13 protein-coding genes are annotated in these 18,766 nt (G+C 55.0%); 1 reads left to right on the plus strand and 12 read right to left on the minus strand.

Annotated elements, in window-relative coordinates; all coding sequences use genetic code 11:
• Positions 1 to 204 precede the first annotated feature (204 nt).
• A complete protein-coding gene (locus B3F77_RS09710) occupies positions 205 to 1,518 on the plus strand; it encodes a GNAT family N-acetyltransferase (protein ID WP_293604761.1) in 1,314 nt (437 codons plus the stop codon).
• Positions 1,519 to 1,542: 24 nt separating this feature from the next.
• On the opposite strand, the gene B3F77_RS09715 is transcribed toward B3F77_RS09710, so the two are convergent.
• The 12 genes from B3F77_RS09715 to B3F77_RS09765 form a co-directional block, all read right to left on the minus strand.
• Entirely contained in the window at positions 1,543 to 2,328 is a 786-nt protein-coding gene (locus B3F77_RS09715; RefSeq protein WP_349678407.1) for a serine protease, read from the minus strand.
• Positions 2,329 to 2,391: 63 nt separating this feature from the next.
• On the minus strand, positions 2,392 to 3,483 hold the full coding sequence (locus B3F77_RS09720; RefSeq protein WP_293604762.1) for a nucleotidyltransferase domain-containing protein: 1,092 nt from the start codon (positions 3,481 to 3,483) through the stop codon (positions 2,392 to 2,394).
• A gap of 23 nt (positions 3,484 to 3,506) precedes the next feature.
• Positions 3,507 to 4,421, minus strand: a complete 915-nt coding sequence (locus tag B3F77_RS09725) for an HprK-related kinase A (RefSeq protein ID WP_414702993.1) — start codon at positions 4,419 to 4,421, stop codon at positions 3,507 to 3,509.
• Positions 4,418 to 4,672: an HPr-rel-A system PqqD family peptide chaperone gene (locus B3F77_RS20980; RefSeq protein WP_414702994.1), complete on the minus strand. Its 255-nt coding sequence runs from the start codon at positions 4,670 to 4,672 to the stop codon at positions 4,418 to 4,420. The genes B3F77_RS09725 and B3F77_RS20980 overlap by 4 nt, the downstream gene beginning before the upstream one ends.
• Positions 4,673 to 4,759: 87 nt before the next feature.
• Positions 4,760 to 5,488: a hypothetical protein gene (locus B3F77_RS09730; RefSeq protein ID WP_293604764.1), complete on the minus strand. Its 729-nt coding sequence runs from the start codon at positions 5,486 to 5,488 to the stop codon at positions 4,760 to 4,762.
• 252 nt (positions 5,489 to 5,740) lie between these two features.
• Positions 5,741 to 8,515, minus strand: coding sequence for an XrtA/PEP-CTERM system TPR-repeat protein PrsT (prsT, locus tag B3F77_RS09735; RefSeq protein ID WP_293604765.1), 2,775 nt, complete (start codon positions 8,513 to 8,515; stop codon positions 5,741 to 5,743).
• A gap of 39 nt (positions 8,516 to 8,554) precedes the next feature.
• Positions 8,555 to 9,916 (minus strand): PEP-CTERM-box response regulator transcription factor, encoded by a 1,362-nt coding sequence (gene prsR / locus B3F77_RS09740; RefSeq protein WP_293604766.1) that lies wholly within the window; start codon positions 9,914 to 9,916, stop codon positions 8,555 to 8,557.
• Complete coding sequence (prsK, locus tag B3F77_RS09745; RefSeq protein WP_293604767.1) at positions 9,913 to 12,024, minus strand: XrtA/PEP-CTERM system histidine kinase PrsK; 2,112 nt, start codon at positions 12,022 to 12,024, stop codon at positions 9,913 to 9,915. Before prsK ends, prsR begins: the two co-directional genes overlap by 4 nt.
• A gap of 52 nt (positions 12,025 to 12,076) precedes the next feature.
• A complete protein-coding gene (locus B3F77_RS09750; protein ID WP_349678408.1) occupies positions 12,077 to 13,492 on the minus strand; it encodes a TIGR03013 family XrtA/PEP-CTERM system glycosyltransferase in 1,416 nt (471 codons plus the stop codon).
• 144 nt (positions 13,493 to 13,636) lie between these two features.
• Positions 13,637 to 15,268, minus strand: a complete 1,632-nt coding sequence (locus B3F77_RS09755; RefSeq protein WP_293604768.1) for an O-antigen ligase family protein — start codon at positions 15,266 to 15,268, stop codon at positions 13,637 to 13,639.
• A gap of 310 nt (positions 15,269 to 15,578) precedes the next feature.
• A complete protein-coding gene (locus tag B3F77_RS09760; protein WP_293604769.1) occupies positions 15,579 to 16,823 on the minus strand; it encodes a pyridoxal-dependent decarboxylase, exosortase A system-associated in 1,245 nt (414 codons plus the stop codon).
• Between the two features lie 41 nt (positions 16,824 to 16,864).
• The gene (locus B3F77_RS09765; protein ID WP_293604770.1) at positions 16,865 to 18,481 is read right to left on the minus strand and encodes an acyl-CoA ligase (AMP-forming), exosortase A system-associated; all 1,617 of its coding nucleotides are present in this window, start codon (positions 18,479 to 18,481) and stop codon (positions 16,865 to 16,867) included.
• Between the last annotated feature and the right edge of the window lie 285 nt (positions 18,482 to 18,766).

Here is an 18,766-nt window from a genome sequence, read left to right on the forward strand (position 1 = left end):
AAAAAAGCCGCTCAAAGAGCGGCTCTTTTGTGAGAGGCTGTTGCGTTACGGGACCTGGCTTGCGGCACCGTCTTGAGTTCACCCGGCAGTGTGCTCAGGGTAAGCGGTGGAACCCGATTTGCCCTGGAACAGATTTTTCAATGCCCTGCAATCGGGTGCGACGACACATGAAGATTTGGAGAATGCCACCCGGTTCTTACCTCCATGAAAAATTTACATGCACCAGCTGCAAAAAGATTCTTGCACCATGCACTTCGGAAAGCGTTTTCCGTTTTTCCCCGGTCCTTGCGGTTCGCCGTGTACCGGTCTTTTGTCGATTGCGATCCCAAACCTGACCGACGCCTGGTCCTCAAGATAGCGCAGACGAAAGAAGAACTGGAAGCGTGTTTCCGGCTCCTTCATGATGCCTATGTTGGCAACGGCTTCATGCGGCCCGACCCATCAGGCATGCGCGTTAACATTTACCACGCGCTACCAACCACGACCACGCTGTGCGCCAAGTTCGACGGCGAGGTTGTTGGGACCATTTCACTGATTCGCGAAAGTGTTTTCGGCTTCCCCTTGCAGTCGATTTTTGAACTGCACGAAATTCGCGAGAAAAAGGGCCGAGTAGCTGAAGTATCTGCGCTTGCAGTGCATCCGAAATTCAGGAACACAGGAGGAACCATCCTGTTTCCATTGATGAAATTCATGTATGAATACTGCACCACTTTCTTCGATACCCGGCATCTTGTGATTGCCGTCAATCCGAACCGGATTGAAATGTACGAGTCTCTTTTGTTCTTCGAAAGATTGACGGAGAACTCGGTTGAAAACTACGATTTCGTCAATGGAGCACCTGCGGTAGGCGCCTCTGTTGACCTGCACGTAGCCCCTGAAATTTTCAAACGGGTTTATGGGAAGAAACCGAGACGCAAGAATCTTTATCTGTATTTCTTGCGGACTAGGCTGCCTAATATTTTGATGCCAAGTCGGCGCTATTTCACGACCAATGATCCGGTGATGACGCCAGATTTACTCGACTATTTTTTCAACATATGTACTCCCACTTTTCAAAATCTAAGTGAAAGAGAGAAAGGACTGCTGCATTCCATCTACAACCTCCCGGAGTACAAACAGGTACTGCCGGCTGATTTTCCCGAGTCAAACTTCCGGATCCATCAGCGCAAGCATCAACGGTATTCACTCAAATGTCCCGGAAGTTTCTCTGTCACTGGCACTGAAAAGACGGACGTCTATGCCCTGCAGGTGGTAGAGCTTTCCGAGAATGGCTTTCTGGCGCACTCCAAAGTACCCTTACCCGAAAACGTTTGGGGTGAAGCCAGCATTCTACTGGGGCATGAGGAAAAGTCGGTTACCAAAGCCATGGTCGTACATGGCAAACACAAGGGGCCTTATGGCTTTTACGGATTCAAACTGGTTGAACCTGATCTGCCCTGGCGAAAACTTGTCGGCGTGTTGAAGTCCGGCATGACCCATGAAGACCTGGACAATGCCAGCCGATTTTTGCCGGACTGAGCGATTCAATCACTCAACTCAAGGTCAGTTGGGCTTGCTGCGGTGCAATAGTTGCAAGACAAACCGGGAGGGAATGGCGTAGCTGATGCCAGACGGGTTAGTCAACGCCGATTCCCGGGTTCCCTTGATGAACACCATGTTGACAACACCCAGCACCTCGCCGGTGTCCGGATCAAACAAGGGACCCCCACTGTTTCCAGGATAAGCCGTTCCATCCAACTGAAAGATATCGAAGCTGGCTCCACCCCGCAGGCTGCGTATGGTTTTTTCATTGAGCTGCTGCGCTGTGGGGGTGGGTAATGCAGCCAAGGCGATGGAAGACACCATGCCGCGGTGCGTCACCGGCGAGAAGCCTAAAGCACCGCCAATCGGGAAGCCCATGAAGGCAATGGCCTGCCCCTCTTGCACCGAGTCCGAATCATGCACGCTGAGAGCCGGTGCCGCCGGGCCATCAAACCGCAGTAAGACCAGGTCATGCATCAAGTCCAATTCGAGCACAGTTGCTGGACGCATCTGCCATTCATTTTGACCAACCCTGATCTGGATGACCAAACCGGTCTCTATTTCCTCTCCAGTGCCTTGCGCAAGCACATGCGCGTTGGTGATGACTAGATTTCCATTGCCTACGACGAAACCCGTGCCTCGCAAGCCAAATCGCGGACTATTTGTGTTCTTGTAAGTGCCCACGATGACCACCGACGGTTTAACTTTGGCAATCGCGCTGGACATGTCAGCTCTAAGCGGACCGGCAAAAAAGAGGTCCATAAGAACAATGAAAAACAGCCTGGATTTCACCTTTTCACCCTCCATGCAATCAAGTCAAGGGACACGAACTGCCCTACACACGAAGACACAAATTGTGCAGGTACACCATCATGCTTTCAAATCAACGTCAGCAATCGATTTTTCTTCGTCGTGCGATTCTGGTCGAATAAATGCCTTCCGGCCCAAATGGTATGCCAGCAAAAAGAATGGCATACGGATCCAATGTGATCGGACATACAGTGCAAAACGTGCGGGCCAAGTCCCCAGCGAACTGGTGCTTGCATGCACTGGTCGCAGAGCTCGCAAATAGCAGGCATCCATCAACTGGGCTACCAACGGCGGCGGTTTTCCAATTCGGGCCAGTTCCAGCACATGCCGGGGGACGGGGGTATCCAGCATCAAAGTGGTGTACCTCAACGCGTAATATAGTGGTCGTGTCAATCCCAGCGCCACCGCGCGAGGCACCAGATTCCCCCAAAAGCCGTGCATATCACCGAATTGCCTAAACAGGCTATCCAGGTCAAACAGATCACGAAGTCCTTCCTCAAAGTCTCCCTCGTGGAAGAGGTGAGTTGCGCTGTGAAGCAGCATGTCTGTGGGCTGCAGAACATACAAATTGGTATGGCCCGGCAACGCAACCACGCCCTCCAGCAAGGCCGTTGTATTGACTTTGACCCGCGCTGTCTCAGGCAGGATGGTGTGATGCACATCAATGGTCGTTCCCCGCCTGACGTGACGCATCGGAGGTATTTCGTGCATCCAGCGACGGTAGTAACGCTGGTCATACTCATCGTAATGTGAACACTGCCAGCCATGAATCATCAATTCGCTTTCGCAGCGACCCAGTCTGTTTTTAGGTACGATGATGTCAACATCCGAAAAAGTCCGCCCATGCGCAGCGGCAAGCTCGGCCATGACATACGCAGCGCCCTTGAGCAGAACGACCTTTACCTCGGCATCCATCAAGGCTTGGCCAATACACTCAACCTCCCAGCGCAAGGCGGTTTCCTGTCTTTGCGCCATTTTCAGTGCAGAGGTCAGGTGGTGGCGAGGAGCCAGGGAAATAGCGTCGATCAAGCCGTCTTGAGTCAATTTGTGCGCCAAACGCGCCAACAAATTGGCGCGTCGTCCCTGACGAATCAGCAAGTCCCATTCCAGTGCAGACAAGTGACACAGTGACTGCGGCGTCAGCAGAGCCATGACAATCAAATCACATTTGGGAGTCATCCCCCCCTCGCAAGTAGTTCATCAAAAACGCGTTGGGCATCGTCAAGCTGGCTATAAGTCAACTGATAACACTGACCTTGGTCCACCAATTTTCCAATCGCCTCGAAGCCGCGCACGCCCTGGATGTCGTAGTTGAAAGACTGCTCGGCAATCAGCATGAATGTGCGCGCGCGGCTATACGGCACCAGATCAGGCCGCGCATCAGGTGAATACTTGGGCAAAATAATCCATAAAGGTCGCACCGGTTCGTTGGCACACAAGACGCTGTTCAATGGCGGACGCAACAAAGCCACCGTGCCCTTGGTGGTATCGGGCATCGGCGCCGTCATAACGGCAGATGGTGCAAATCGCTTAATGACATCAATTGATTTATTTTTCAAATTGATTGGCCGAGACATGCCGTAGATCATGCCACTCTCCATGTCATAAAGAGCCAATTCGTCCGAAAGCAGACGCCGTCCCCGCATGACCAAACCAGTGCACAAAGTACTTTTTCCGGACCCGGGTGGGGCAGGTAGTATCGCAGCCCTCCCTTCTTTTTCGATCACCGCCGCATGGATGATCAAATACTGGTGGCAATGGGCAGCCACACACCAGTTAAGCCCCCACTCCAGCATGGCAAATGCCTGGGCAGCAGGCAAGGGAATGAAGGAAGGTTGGCCATCAAAGAAAAAACGGACCTGCGGTTTGATCCAGCGTCGCAAGCCAGTTTCACGGGCAACCTCTATGTGGAAATCGGCAAACGCGTCAACTGAACAAACGTCAAAATCCGCATACATCAGCGCGATGTCGCTGGCAAGAGACGTCACATTGCTCTTGATTCGTGCGACGAGGGGGCCCATAGTAAACAGGAGTTCGCTTCGACGGAGCAAACTGGCGAGTTGCGACGTGGTGAATTCAGATATTTTCAATGTGGAGCGACAGTAACGAGGCCAACTGTTTGCAACTGAAGCAAAGTGGCATCGAGGAACTCCACGACCACTGCATGTTTCGCTTCCGAGAACAACCCGACGAGTTCTCCTGCCAGCGTCTCCGTCGTGCATGGTGATTTTGGGAGTCGTTGTAACAACTCAACGTCGATTGAACTGATCAGGTGCGTATCTCCTGTGGCAACGTTGTATACCACCGACAACTCATCATCATCCCAAATGCGGAACTGCAACGCCCCATTTGGACAAGGAAGACCAGCAATTCAATTGGCCTCTTTCAACAACGCCCAACAACGCTTGATTCTCACCACTAAGCCGCGTTAAGGGGTCACAACCCAGTTATTGAAAAGATACTCACTTACCTTCGTGAGACTCCACATCCCGTCACCCCCATCGAAGGTCCCTGCGATCATTGATTCCAATTGACCGTCTTTAAGACAACTATCGATGTCATTTTTGAACCTGGCTTTTTTCAGTACCGCATAGTTCAACTGCCCAATAAGGGCGTAAGTCCTAGGCTGCGTGCCATAGGTGCCGGATGGCACATCTTTCACTAGCAAGGTAGTGGCAAATCCAGGATTAACAAAACCACATGTCATAAGATACCCCACTGTCACCTTTTTATAGTCAAAAACACTCTTGCTATTTTTCTTTGTGTAGCACTCCGGTATGGTCAACAGTTTTGGACACGAAATACACAGTTCGTTCCAAGGCGCTCCAGCATCAACACCAGTCGCAAAATCAACGGCAGTTCGTGGTGTGTTCGTTTTCCAGTTATTTATCGTCCATGTTTCATCGATATACGTCTTATGCGCGACACCATTCTTCAGACTGGTATTGGGATTGATCTGTTCGGATCCCCAAGCCGACGGACTTTGGCAATGCCAAGCGAGCGCTGGCCGACTAGCCAGCGTAGCGACAACAGGAACAGCCGCCGTACCCAGCTTGATGAGCCGACGCCTGGATGGAGACGCAATAGGACGCAAAGCCGTAGTTAGCACGGTCGCCTCACCGAGCCTAGCATCTAGTTGTTTGTTAATTTCGCTCATAAACTTACCTCGCTAATTCATGCCCACCGGATGAAATCCGATCAAACTCTCCGCTTGTATACATGCACTACATCATAGATATCCATTGATTGCTGTTTTTAAGGGACTCCCCAGATATCCTGAGCTTGTCTTGGATCCAACAATACAGAAAACACGCATATTTCATGTTGCGAGAATTAAGTTATTGATTTATATAAATATTTTCTTTGAAACGTCCGAATAGATTAATAGATGTAAAAAAAATCGACACACCTATAGTCCCGTCAAAAGAGCTGCAACTTCAGCCTGCCCAGCGAACTTATCGCCCAGTTTGGTCAGGTCATCCAGTTCTTTCTTCGCCAAATCCTTTTTCCCGCCTTTGATATAAATTTTTGCCAGATTGAGTTTCAACGATGAGTTCAACGGCTGCAGCGCCAACGCTTTGTTTTCGAGTTCCACCGCCTTCGCATAGTCGCCCTTGTCAGACAGCAACATCGCCAGGGTGTCCATGAAAGCCGACTGATTTGGCGCCAGGGTATTTGCCTTCTCGGCGTAGGCGATGGCGCCCTCCTTATTTAACTTTGCGCTCACCCATGCCAGATTGTTATACGCGACCGCGCTATTGGGCTGCAACTTGACCACGGCCGCATAATTCTTTTCGGCACTGCCGTAGTCTTTGCGAACAATAGCGCCGTCGCCCAAATGAAGCAGGAACATGGCATCTTTGGGGTTGTCCTTCTGCCAGGTGGATGAAAACTTGTCTGCTTCCATGCCTTTTCCAGAAGCCAGCAAAACAGAGTGCAGCTTAATGGCCAGCTCAGGCGAATTCACCTGCTTCAGCCCGACACGATAAGCTGTTGCGGCGCTGTCCCAGTTTTTCTGCGACGCGTTGATGTCGCCTTCCAGCACGTAGCCCACCGCCTCCTTAGGCCGTTGCTTCTGCACCAAGCGCGCCGTCGTCAGTGCCTCCTGGAACTTCTTGCCCTCCAGATCGAGCATGATCAAGGCACGTTGCGCTTCCAGCAGGTCAGGCTTGATCTCCAGCGCTTTTCGGATGCTTTGCACCGCGGCATCCTTGTTTTTTTCAGCCATGTGCGCACCCGCCAGGCGCATCTGAGGCTGCGGTGACAGCGGTTGCATGCCGGCCAACTTGTTGTAAGTGGTAATGGCCTGGTTCAATTCCCCTGCGGCCTGTTGCGTGCGACCCAATGCGTCCAGAACCTCGGGGCTGTCTGGCAACGCTGCGACTGCATTCTGCGCCGCCGACGAGGCTTGCTTGAAATCCTTGTTACGCAGATGGAAGTCGATCAGCAACAAACGTGATACCACGTCAGTGGGGTTGGCCGCCACCGCATTGCCAATCAGCTTGGCCACCTCATCTTTGGCGGCCCCCGACCTTGCCGCAAGTTCGGCCAGCGCCAACCATGCCTGGCCATTTTTAGGGTCCTTGGTCAGCACGGCCTCGAATCGCTTCTTTGCGTCGTCAGGTTTCTTGTCCACCATGTCCAGCCCTGCCAGACTGGCCACCGCCGGGAAGTAGGTCGGATCAATCGTCAAGGCACGCTCAAAGCTCTTTCTCGCCCCGGCAACATCTCGTTTGGCCAACAGGGTTCTACCCCGCAAATGGGCTGCCAATGGCTTGTCGGGCTGCTTCTTCTCAAGCCCATCGATGGCCTTTAACGCCTTATCGAACTCCTGACGCCTCAGGTGTGCGCTGATCAGGGCCAGGTCCGCTGTGGTACCCGTGTCCGAGACTGCAATATCCTGCAACTCTTCAAAAGCAGTGTCTACCGACCCGCCCATCAAATGGGTCAACGCCAGGGCGGTTCGCTTTCTGCCGTCCTTGGGCGCTTGTTTGGTCGCTTTCTCGAAATACTCCTGCGCCTGTTTGACATCACCGTTTTGCAGATAGACCTCGCCTGCCACTGAAAGCAGCTCAGGATCGATGTTCTCCTGGTTCAAGCCCGGGAGTAAAGTCGCCATCGCCTTGGCCGGCTCCCCGGCGCGCAGATAGGTCACAACAAGCAACCGACGGGCCAGCGCAAGCGTGGGCGCGGCCTGCACGGCCTTGCTCAAATAGCCTTCCGCTGCCGGCAGTGAATTGAGTTGGAGCTCCACTGCGCCGGCCAACTGCAAGCCCTGAACGTTCGTGGGGGCAACTCCCAGAACCTGCTGTACCAAGTCTCTGGCTAATTTGAAGTCTTTCTTCTGAAAGGCCAGTTGGGCCTCCAGGTATTTTGTCTGCGGGTGATTCGCCGCAAGTTTTTTCAGTTGTTCGATTTGCACTGTCGCTGCGGCTAGATCGCCTTTTTGCATCAGAATCGTTGTGACGGCGGCCTGGCCGGCCATAAAATCCGGCTTGATTTCAACCGCTTTGCGGTAAGCCGCCAATGCATCGTTGACCTGATTTTTCCCGAACAGCAAAAGGTCACCTTTGAGTTTCCAGGCGTCATAGCTTTGGGGAGATTTGGCAATCACCTCATCTGTCATAGCCAGCGCCCCATCAATGTCACCCTGGCCCGCCTTTTGCCGTGCTTGGGCAATCAGGGCCGGCGCGTAGCCTGGCTCCGCCAGCAGGGCGGCATTCAAGGCTGTGTGTGCAAGGTCAGGCTTGCTCTGCATTGCATAGGCAGATGCCAGCGACATCTGCAGACTGGCCTTGGCCTGCGGCTGGGTTAAGTCAATCTTGGCAAATTCTTCGGTCAGTTTTTTTGCCTGCCCTTGCGCCAGCATGGCTTTGGCCAGTGGCGGAACCACCGCATCTTGCGGATGTTTCAAATCAAGCGCCTTGCGCAGCTCAGTTTCCGCCCCCACAGGGTCGCCACTGTCCAGCAGCGCGCTACCCAACAAAAAACGTGCCTCAGGCAAGTTCGGATCGCTCTGCAGCGCGTTTTTAATCTGAATGACCGCCGCCTTGCTATCGTTCTTCGCAAAATAATCTTTGGCAGAGATGATCATCGCTTCAGGCTTCTCACTGCAAGCAGCGAGTAGCAATGCCACCAGCAGAGCCGGCAGTGTCATATGCGCATTGGATTTTATGGAGCTCATTTTTTATACCCTGAGAGTAAATTTAAGAGAGGTTGCAGACTACTTCAAAGCCAGGCGATGCATCAAATCGTAAAGCGTGGGCCGACTCACCCCAAGCAATTCGGCTGCCTTGACCATATTTCCATTGACGCGACCCAAAGCCGCAATAATCGCCCGCTTGTCGGCGTTGTCACGAATGACGCGCAGGTCCAGTGAATCATCAAGTTCATTCAGTACCGTGTTTTTCAAACCCACGTCTTCGCTGGAAATCTGACTGCCTTCCGCCATGATGGTGGCACGCTTGATGCAGTTTTCCAGTTCGCGGATGTTGCCTGGCCAAGGGTGCAATTCAATTGCCCTGACGGCCTCTTCGTTGAGCGTCATGGCAGATCGATTTTGTTCTTGTGAAAAGCGTCGCACGAACGCGTGCGCCAGCAGCGTCGCATCCCCGACACGGGCACGTAACGGCGGAATGTTGACAACAATTTCAGCCAGCCGGTAATACAAATCCTCGCGGAACCGGCCTTCCTTGCTGAGCGCATTCAAATCCTGATGGGTGGCACAAACGATTCGTACGTCCACCGGTATTTCCTGCCGACCCCCCACACGTTCGATCGTTCTTTCCTGCAAAAACCGCAGCAGCTTGGCCTGCAACTGAAACGGCAAATCCCCTATTTCATCGAGCATCAAGGTGCCACCGTTGGCTGTTTCGATCTTGCCAACTGTCGTTTTGGCAGCACCAGTGAAGGAACCTTTCTCATAGCCAAAAAGCTCGCTCTCCAACAAGTTCTCCGGAATGGCTGCACAGTTGATGGCAACAAATTTTTCCGCGCGTCGGGGTGAAGACTGGTGCAAACCGCGCGCCAGCACTTCTTTGCCGGTGCCGCTCTCGCCCAGCAACATGACCGTGGCGTTGCTGCTCGCCACTTTCTCAATCGTGCGGCAGATGCGCAGCATCTCTGGGTCGCGCGTCATCAACCCCGACAAGGCATCGGGTTGATGCATTGCCTGCAAGCGCCGATTCTCGCTTTGCAACTCAAACAGCCTGAAGGCCCGCTCGACCGTCAGGTTGAGCAACTCGGGTTCGAACGGTTTTGCGAAAAAATCATAGGCGCCCATGGCAACGGCGCGCAAGGCATTGGTCTGGTCGTTTTGTCCGGTCAGGACAATCACCTTGATGTCTGGATCAAAAGCCATCATTTGCTCCAGCAGCCTGAACCCTTCAGATACCGAGTCCGCGTCCGGCGGCAGCCCCAAGTCCATCGTGACCACTGCGGGCGTGTTTTTACGCAATTGCAGCAACGCGCTTTCCCGGTCATGGGCCGTCACCGAGTCAAAGCGGTCGAGCGACCACTTGATTTGCTTTTGCAGGGCCAGGTCGTCTTCGACAATCAACAACGAACGTGCTTTTTCGGATGTCATGAAGTTTCCAGCGAATGAAGGTCTGATTCCTTCTGATTTTCAAATAAGGGCAAGAGCATTTTGACCGTAGTTCCTTGCCCCAGTTCGCTATCCACCTCAATGCGCCCCCCCAATTCCTGCACATACTGGAAGCTTTCATAAGCCCCGATGCCCATCCCGGCATGCTTGGTGGTCTGAAACGGCTTGAACAAGCGATCCCGAATGAAATCCTGGGACATGCCCTTTCCAGTGTCACCCACCACAATTCGGGCCTGACCACTCAAACGATCAAGATTGATCCAGACGCGTCCGCCAACGTCCGTGGCATCAAAAGCGTTCTGCACAACATGGCCGATGACGCGCTCCAATCGTTCTTCATGACCACGGGTCACGACCGGCTCCGACAACTGAACCTCAAGCTTTCTCCCCCGCCCGGCCGCGACGGCCTCAATGCGTTGAATGATTGTGCCCAGATTCACCCCAAAGGCCGTCCCGGGTGGTGTGGCCCCCTCGCGCAACTGGAGCATCAACTGCCGCATTCTGTCCAGTGAATTCTCAACCGTCATCAACATATCTTGCTGAAACTCAGGGTTATGACTCAATCGTTTGGCGTTTTTCATCATCAACGAGAGCTGCGTCACAATGTTTTTCAAATCGTGCACCACAAAGGCCGACATGCGATTGAATGCGTCAAACTTGCGCACCTCCAGCAGCGATTCTGTGGCCTGCATCTGCGCCAAAAAGCTGGCAGCCTGCCGACCCGCTGTTTTCAGCAAGTCAGTAACCTCCCAGTTCACATCCACGCGCGTGCGCGCACTGGCCAGCACAACAAAGCCAATCAGCTCCTCCCCCACCATGAGCGGCACGACCAGCCATGCTTGGGCCAGCTCCTGCAGCCAGGTCGGTAGCTTCAATTGCCCGTAGCGCCGGGAATAAGATCGGTACTCTTCCAGGTTGATCACCCAGCCGCTGGTCATCATGAACTGGCACAACGGCGAGTTGGCATCTTCCTTTTCCAGCGTCTGCGCCAGATTCCAGCGCGCCGTTTGGCTGAACGCCGCCTCGCCCTTTGTCTTCATCCACAGCCCCCCTGCTGGACTCTCCAGCATGTCTGCTAGGCCACGAATCACCTGCTGCCCCATTTCCTGCGGAGTATTTTTAGCCGACAAGGTGCGCGTAAACTTCAGCCATTCCTCGCGGTAGTCAAAGCGGTAGCGAAAAAAATGCTTGCCCAAAAATACCCGCAACTTGGCGCGCACGGCGCCCGACAGCCCCAGAACCAGCAGGATCACCAAGGCAAAAAATATCAGTCCCAACTGGAGTGCACGCCCCCACTCGCCGCCAAAGTAACGAACGTAGTAGCCCACACTCGATATGAATATCAAATACAGGCCAGCCATCAGCAGCGTGGCCGTTTGAAAAGCCGCCTTGGGTGAAATACGAATTTTTGAAATCCAGTCGCTGCGCCGGGTAATTGAAAGCCACAACAGCGGTACAACTAAAGCATGCACAGCGCCACGGATGCTGAGGGCGTCTGCGTCGAGGCGGTTGAATAAAACAGCCTCCGAGAACAAATACAAGTCGAACAAAAACGCACTAAACAGGCCAAGACACAAGGGCTTGATGTTCCAACGCGAATCTTCCGTCACATTTCGGAACACCTGTTCAAGCAAGACCAGGGCAAAGACCGGCGAGGCCATTGCGCTAAACAGAATCAATCTTGAGGTCTGTCCAAAAACGCTGATGCGCAATGCGCTGAACGTCAACGCCAGCAGTCCGAAGAACACCACAGCGGCTGCAAGTGGCGTCATCCACCTCATGCCGATCGCTCTGCCTGGTGCGCCATTTGGCCGAAGCAGGATTAACAAAAACGCATACCAACAACCGTACCTGAAAAGATCAGACAAGGTGCTGAACAACAAGAACAGCGGCATGCCGGTCAACAAAAGCGCCAGCCCAAACCAACCCCACAGGGCGCTCCATGTCACCGCCGCAAGTACCGTTGTTTTGGACCACTCGCGCGCTGAGCGCAAATAGCCGAGCTGAAGCAGCCGCAATGCAAAAGCCGAGTAGGAAAACCCGACCAGGCCATAACCCCACGCGGTCAAGACAAGAGTGCCGCTATCCATGACTCAAGCACTGCGGCATTGGAACGCCTCCACAACCGTAGTTACAACCATGCTACTGCGCACCCTTGCCCATCAGGACCACGCCCACCGTTTCAAACAGCACGACGAGATCAAGAAACAAGCTGTGATTCTTCACGTAGTAGAGGTCATACTGAAGTTTTTCGGCCGAGTCTTTGACCGAAGCCCCATAGTGGTAGCGCACTTGTGCCCACCCCGTAACGCCCGGCTTGACACTCTGGCGCACCGCGTAATAAGGAATCTCCTGCGTTAGTTGGTCCACAAAATAGGGGCGCTCCGGGCGCGGCCCCACCAGACTCATGTCGCCCTTCAGCACGTTGAATAGCTGTGGCAGCTCATCGATGCGGGCCTTGCGCAGCACCCGGCCGACCCGCGTCACCCGGTCGTCAGTCGCCGACGCCCAACGTGGTTTGCCATCTTTCTCGGCATCAGTGCGCATGCTGCGAAATTTCACCACGTTGAAAAGTCGCCCATTGAGGCCGACACGTTCCTGCAGGTACAAAATGGGGCCACCGCTCTCTATCAGAATCAAAATGCCAGTCACCAGCATGACGGGCAATGTCAGCAGAATCAACAGCGTCGCACACGCAATGTCAAAGAGACGCTTGGTCATGGTGCGCGCCAAACCCTGGTTAAATCCCTCACCAAAAATGAGCCACCCCGCGGACACTGCGTCAAGCCTGATCTGACCCAGGGTCATTTCAAAGTAAGTGGCAATGTCGACCACCCGCACCCCCCGCAGCTTGCAATCGAGCAATTCACGCAAAGGCATGCTGCCACCACGCCGCTCAGTCAAGGCGACCACAATCTCATCGACCCGCGCTTCCTGCACAATGTCCGTCAGCGATTTTTCGCGCGACAAAAGCGCCCAGTCCGAGACCTCATTCATTGCCTCATTGGGGCCGGCGTAGTACCCCACCAGATCGACGTTGGGGTCTGAACTTTTCAACGATTTGCCGACCCGGCTGGCGGGTGCGCCCGAGCCATAGACCAATACCCGCTGGCGCATGAGCGCCCGAGGCCCAATATGCGTCGCATAGACGCGGTGCATCAGCATGACGATCAAACCCGCCATCAAAGCCAACATAAAAACCTTCCCGTTTTCCAGTTTGACCGGGGAAAGACGAAAAATTACGTAGGATAAAGGCAAGGAAAGGAACAAGGACAGCACCGCGCGGGCACTCGTTTGACTCACTGTGCGGCTATGCACACGGTCGTAAAGTCCAAGACCTGAATTGATGACAAGTATGCCCACCGCGAACAAAACGGCCGTGGTCGCAACGATAGATGAGACTGGAACCGAAGCCAGATCCGCCACCTGTGACAGGATGGCTACCACCACGGTAATCACCACCAGGCCAAGATCAAAAAAGATATGTAAAAGCGTCCGCTTGTGAAAATAACAATTGAATATTCTTATCACGTTCAAGCTCCCTCTTCCTATGCCCACTATCAAGCACGACTCAAGCGCGACCCGTACCCTGTCGCACCCTACAGGCGATCAGGTCAGCGCAAGGCAAGAGGTATACCGCAGCCTTGCCGTATAAATGTAGCTATGGCGTCCATGCTACACGCCATTACAAACGCTTCAAAGTCATTCAAGTTCTTGCGTTGTTTGCATGGAATATAGCGTCAAAAGATAAAATAGGAAAGCCACTCTGGGCGCATCCATGAAGCTGCTAACCAGCCCCACCAACAGTGCCGCGCACAATGAAGCCGCCAAGTAGGGAGACAATGGCAGCGACCGGGCACGGCCGATCACCAGATGCCACAGGGCATATGCCATCAGCGCAGCCAGAAGCAGCAAACCAGCCAGTCCCCGCTCAACCAGCACTTCAAGAAACAGGTTGTCTATATGCCAGGGCAAAAAATAGGACTGTGCAGCGGGGAACCAGTGCGCCAACCCCTTGGAGAATTCGCCATTCTCAAGCAACTCCTCCCGATCCGGCCCGATCAACCGAATATTGTCGAAATCCGCGACCCCTCCGGCGTTACCGACCGACAGCGAGAACATGCCCAGGCGTGGTGCATACCACGCCCCCCCCGCCAAAACCGGGCCTCCGAGCGGCAGCGTAATCGCTTGCCATGCGGTCTTGCCTGGAAAAACGCGAACGAATGCCGTCTGGCAACTCCCGTCGTATAGCAAATGTCTTTCACACAGCTCCAGGTACACATCGGTTTGATGCTTAACCCGAACCTCCAGACTGACGCGGTGTTGCCCAGCGAAATCTATACCCACACGCTGCGTCAAGGCATATTGACCCCCCAATGTTTTCATGGTGTTAGGCCCTCGCACGGTCACAAAACCGTTCACACTCCCTCCCGGCTCCTGTTCATCTCGCGCCTTCACATCACCCGAGAATTCGCCTTGAGGAACATGAGCTGCATAATTTGCTGGCAAGCGCCCAAGGCCCTTACCCAGCAACCAGTCGGTGGGACCATCCAGCAGGTCAAGGCCATGCTGCCAATGCTCAACGCGGCTACCCAAGTCACGGTCGGTGCTGGTCAGGCGCTCCGTCATGAATGAACCGCCGCCCACGACTGCCACCACCTCGACCACCAGTGCCAGCACCAGCATCAGTACTGCCTTCGCGCGCCAGCCCTGGGGCCCGTGCCGTCGCCACACGCGGCCCAAAAATTCCCGCGCGTTGAAATCAGACTTTTGCGCCCACAGCAACATGCCCAGCAGCACCAAAGATCCCGCAACGGCAAGATAGACGCCACGGGAAAACGTGGTCAGGCAGGCATATCCCGTTAGCAAGGCCAGGGCGGCAGCACCAGCCCAGAGTGCGGGGCGACGGGCAGATACCAAGGCCCAGACAACAAAGGGCGTCGTCAAAACCAGGTAAGCGTCAATTGCCGCACCTCCCACATGCATCTCCCAAAACAGGGCGATTGTGCGGTAGTTCGTCGAAAAATCCAGTAACCCGGGAAATGCCGCACGCTCCCACACAACTGCCAGCGTGACCACTGTCAACCCCGCCACGATGCCGGTGGCCAGTCGCTGACTCGCAAGCGCTCTGGAGTGGGCAAGTTCATGTTGCAGCAAGGGAATAAAAAGCAGCGCAAAGCCCAGACTCTTGAACACGCGCAAGCTGTTCAACGGATCCGTATACCCGGCGAACCAGTCAAAGGAAAAGCCACCGGCGTCCGCGAATCCGCGGTACAAAGCCAGCAGGCCCGCGCCAGCCAGTAAAGCCATTAGCCCCCAAAAAACGACAGGCATTCTTGTCCGAGCGCCTGATCGGGAAGAGCAGGCCAAACGGCCATAGCCTCCTGCCAGAGCCCCCAGCAACAAGATGTCGAACTCATCAAAAACGAGCCACCCCGTCCAGGGAGAGAAATTTAGCAACGGCAGGCACGCGGGTACCACAAAGAGCCACACACCAGGACGCCACACAACCATGAGACACCATAGCCAAAAAACTGCCAACGTCGCTATCGGCCACAAAGGGTGGTGCCAAGCCAGTACCGCCCCGGCAGAGAAACTGCCCAAGGCGAACAGCAGCCAGGTTGCATTCTTCAGAGGTCTGCTCCTAAACAAGAACCTCAACACAAACTGGATGCCCCAGAAACCCCTGCGGACTGGCGCTTGCGCCATAAGCACCCGACTGGAACACCACCACCAAGTCCCCCACCTGCGCTACGGGTAAGTTCATGCGGTCGGCCAGCAGGTCCAATGGGGTACACAAGGGCCCGACCACAGAGGAAGTTTCTTTTTCCTGCGAATCAGCCTTGTTGCCAATCGTGACGGGATAGTTTTTGCGCACCACCTGGCCGAAGTTGCCGGACGCTGACAAATGGTGATGCAAGCCGCCGTCAGCCACCAGATACATCTGCCCGCGCGAGACTTTGCGGTCCACAATGCGCGCCACGTAAACACCGGCCTCACCCACCAGGTAACGGCCCAACTCGATTACAAACGAGGCATCGGGCAGCTCTGCATGCGCGCGTTGGGCGAGTCGGGCCAGGTTGTCGCCAATAGGCGCCAGATCCAGCCTACGCTCACCCGGAAAATAGGGAATACCAAAGCCTCCACCCAAATTCAAAAAGCGCACCGGCGCGGGTGCGTGCTGTGCCAGCCGTAGCGCCAGCTCGTAAGATTTTTGTTGGGCTTCGCAGATGGCCTCTGAACGCAAATTCTGCGAACCGGCAAACAAATGAAAACCTTCAAAGGCCAGGCCTGCGCGGCCGATGCTGGCCAGCAGCTCGGGTATCTGCTCCACATCCACGCCAAACTGCTTGGGGCCACCGCCCATTTTCATGCCCGAACCCTTGAGTTCAAAGTCCGGGTTAACCCGCACCGCGACCCGGGCCGGCAGTCCCAATTCGCTGCAAATTGCCTCCAGCGCCACCACTTCGCGAAACGATTCAAGGTTGATCAGCACACGCGACGCCACGGCCTGGCGCAGCTCGACATCGCGCTTGCCAGGACCGGCAAAGCTGACTTCCAGCGGGTTGGCACCGGCATCCAGTGCCACCTTCAACTCGCCTGCCGAAGCCACATCAATGCCGTCCACCAAACCCGCCATCAAGCCCACCACGGCCGGCATGGGATTGGCCTTCATCGCGTAGTGCAGCTTGACCGACTTGGGCAGCAGGTCGCGCAGCGCTGCCACCCGGTCGCGCAACAGCGAACGGTCATAGGCATAAAAAGGCGTTTGCCCCACCCGCGCAGCGAGCAATGACAAACGCTCTCCACCAACCACCAGTTCGCCATCGCGCACGGAGAACTGATTCATGGTGGCATGCACGGGCAGTTGGCGTTCAGTGAGGGACATAAATTGGGTTCCGCTTTTAATTTCAGGTCGGAGCGGTGCGCTCAGGCGGCATGCCGGTCCAGCCACTCGGCTGCCAGTAATTTGCGGTCGATCTTGCCATTGGGATTGCGCGGCAGCGGCCCGGCGACGATCTCGATACCCGCCGGAACCATGTACGCGGGCATCCGCGCACGGCATTCAGATATCAAGGCATTTAGGCATCCAGCCCCCGTCCCTATTGCATTAGTAGCTATTACTTGTATAGCATGACCCAAGCTGGGGTGATCCACGCCAAAGGCCACGCACTCGCCCACCATTTGGGTGGCGTACAAAATCTCTTCCACCTCGGTGGGGCTGACCCGGTAACCGGATGTTTTCATCATTTCATCGCGTCGGCCAATGAAATACAAAAACCCCTCGGCGTCTTTGCGCACCGTGTCACCCGAAAAAACCGCATATTCAGGCAACTGCAGGCCCGGCTGCCGTCCGGGTGCGTCTGAGGCCAGCAACTTGTAGCGCTCCGCCGTCTTTTCGGCATCATTCCAGTAACCCATGCCCACCAGCGCGCCGCGATGCACCAGCTCGCCAGGCTCCTCCGGGCTGCAGGCAGACCCGTCTTCACGCAGCACCAGAATTTCAGCATTCGGGATGGCCTTGCCTATCGAATCGGGGCGGCGGTCAACCTCATCCGGCGGCAGGTAGGTAGAGCGGAATGCTTCGGTCAGGCCATACATCAGGAACGGTTTGGCTTGAGGCACCCGTTGGCGCAGCAAATTCAGCGTTTCGCGTGGCATGCGTCCGCCCGTGTTGGCGAAATAGCGCAAATTCTCATTGATGGTTGCGGGCCAATCCAGTTGCGCCAGCTGGATGTACAGGGGCGGCACGGCGGTCAGCCCGGTCACTTTTTCCCGCTCCATCGCCTTGAGCACATCGCGCGGCATCAGGTAGTTCAGCAACACGACGCGCGCACCTGCATGAAACGCCGTGGTGAGCTGGCTAAAGCCCGCATCAAACGACAAAGGCAGTGCCGCCAGCAACACGTCCGCGCGGTTGTTCTCAAGGTAAGACGCCACGCTCTTGGCACCCGCCACCATGTTGCGATGCGACAGCACCACGCCTTTAGGCTTGCCGGTACTGCCCGAGGTGTACAGAATGGCGGCCATGTCTACGTCGATCACACGGTGCCCGGCCCGGGCGGGGCTGCGGAGCAAGTCGCTCCAAAAGGTCAAAACTAATGGGCCCGTAACAGTGATGTCCGTGTGAGCTGAATTTGCCACAGAATCAGTCACCACCACATGGCGCAAGTCATGGCACTCAGCCAACACATCTTTCATCAAGGCGAGGCGCTCAGGCGAAGTCACCAGCACGCGCACATTGCAGTCGCGCAAGATGAAGGCCACCTGCTCCGGCTTCAACAGGGGGTTGACAGGCACAAACACCGCCCCGGCCGCCGGTGCGCCAAAACTGGCAATGACGGTCTCGAAACGCTTTTCAAGATAAATCGCCACCCGCTCACCACGATCCAGACCCAGGCCCAACAAGCCAGCGGCAAACTGGCTGACGCTAGTGCTCAGATCTGCGTAACTAAAATGTGAGGTGCCACTGGTTAGTGCAATCGCCTGCGGCGAATGTTGGGCAGTCAGAGCAATCAGTTCCGGCAAGAGAGTAGATTCGGTCATGGACATCCAAAGAAGGCAAGGGTGACTGAAAATATGGCCTGCAAACAAAAAGTATCTCACAGTCCGCCTGAGCCTTTGGCCCCTAAAATGGCCTAACTTGGTCAGGTCGCCTGTTCTCTATGGGAGATTGAATTGAATATTGCACAAGAAGTACTTCGTGTTCTTGACGAAGTCCTGAGTTTGAATGGCCGCTCGGCCGCATTCACGCGCGATACACCCTTGCTGGGCGCCATCCCTGAGTTGGATTCGATGGCGGTTGTTACGCTCATCACCACCTGTCTCTTA

It is taken from the genome of Polaromonas sp. UBA4122 (assembly GCA_002381615.1).
Lineage (GTDB): Bacteria > Pseudomonadota > Gammaproteobacteria > Burkholderiales > Burkholderiaceae_C > Polaromonas.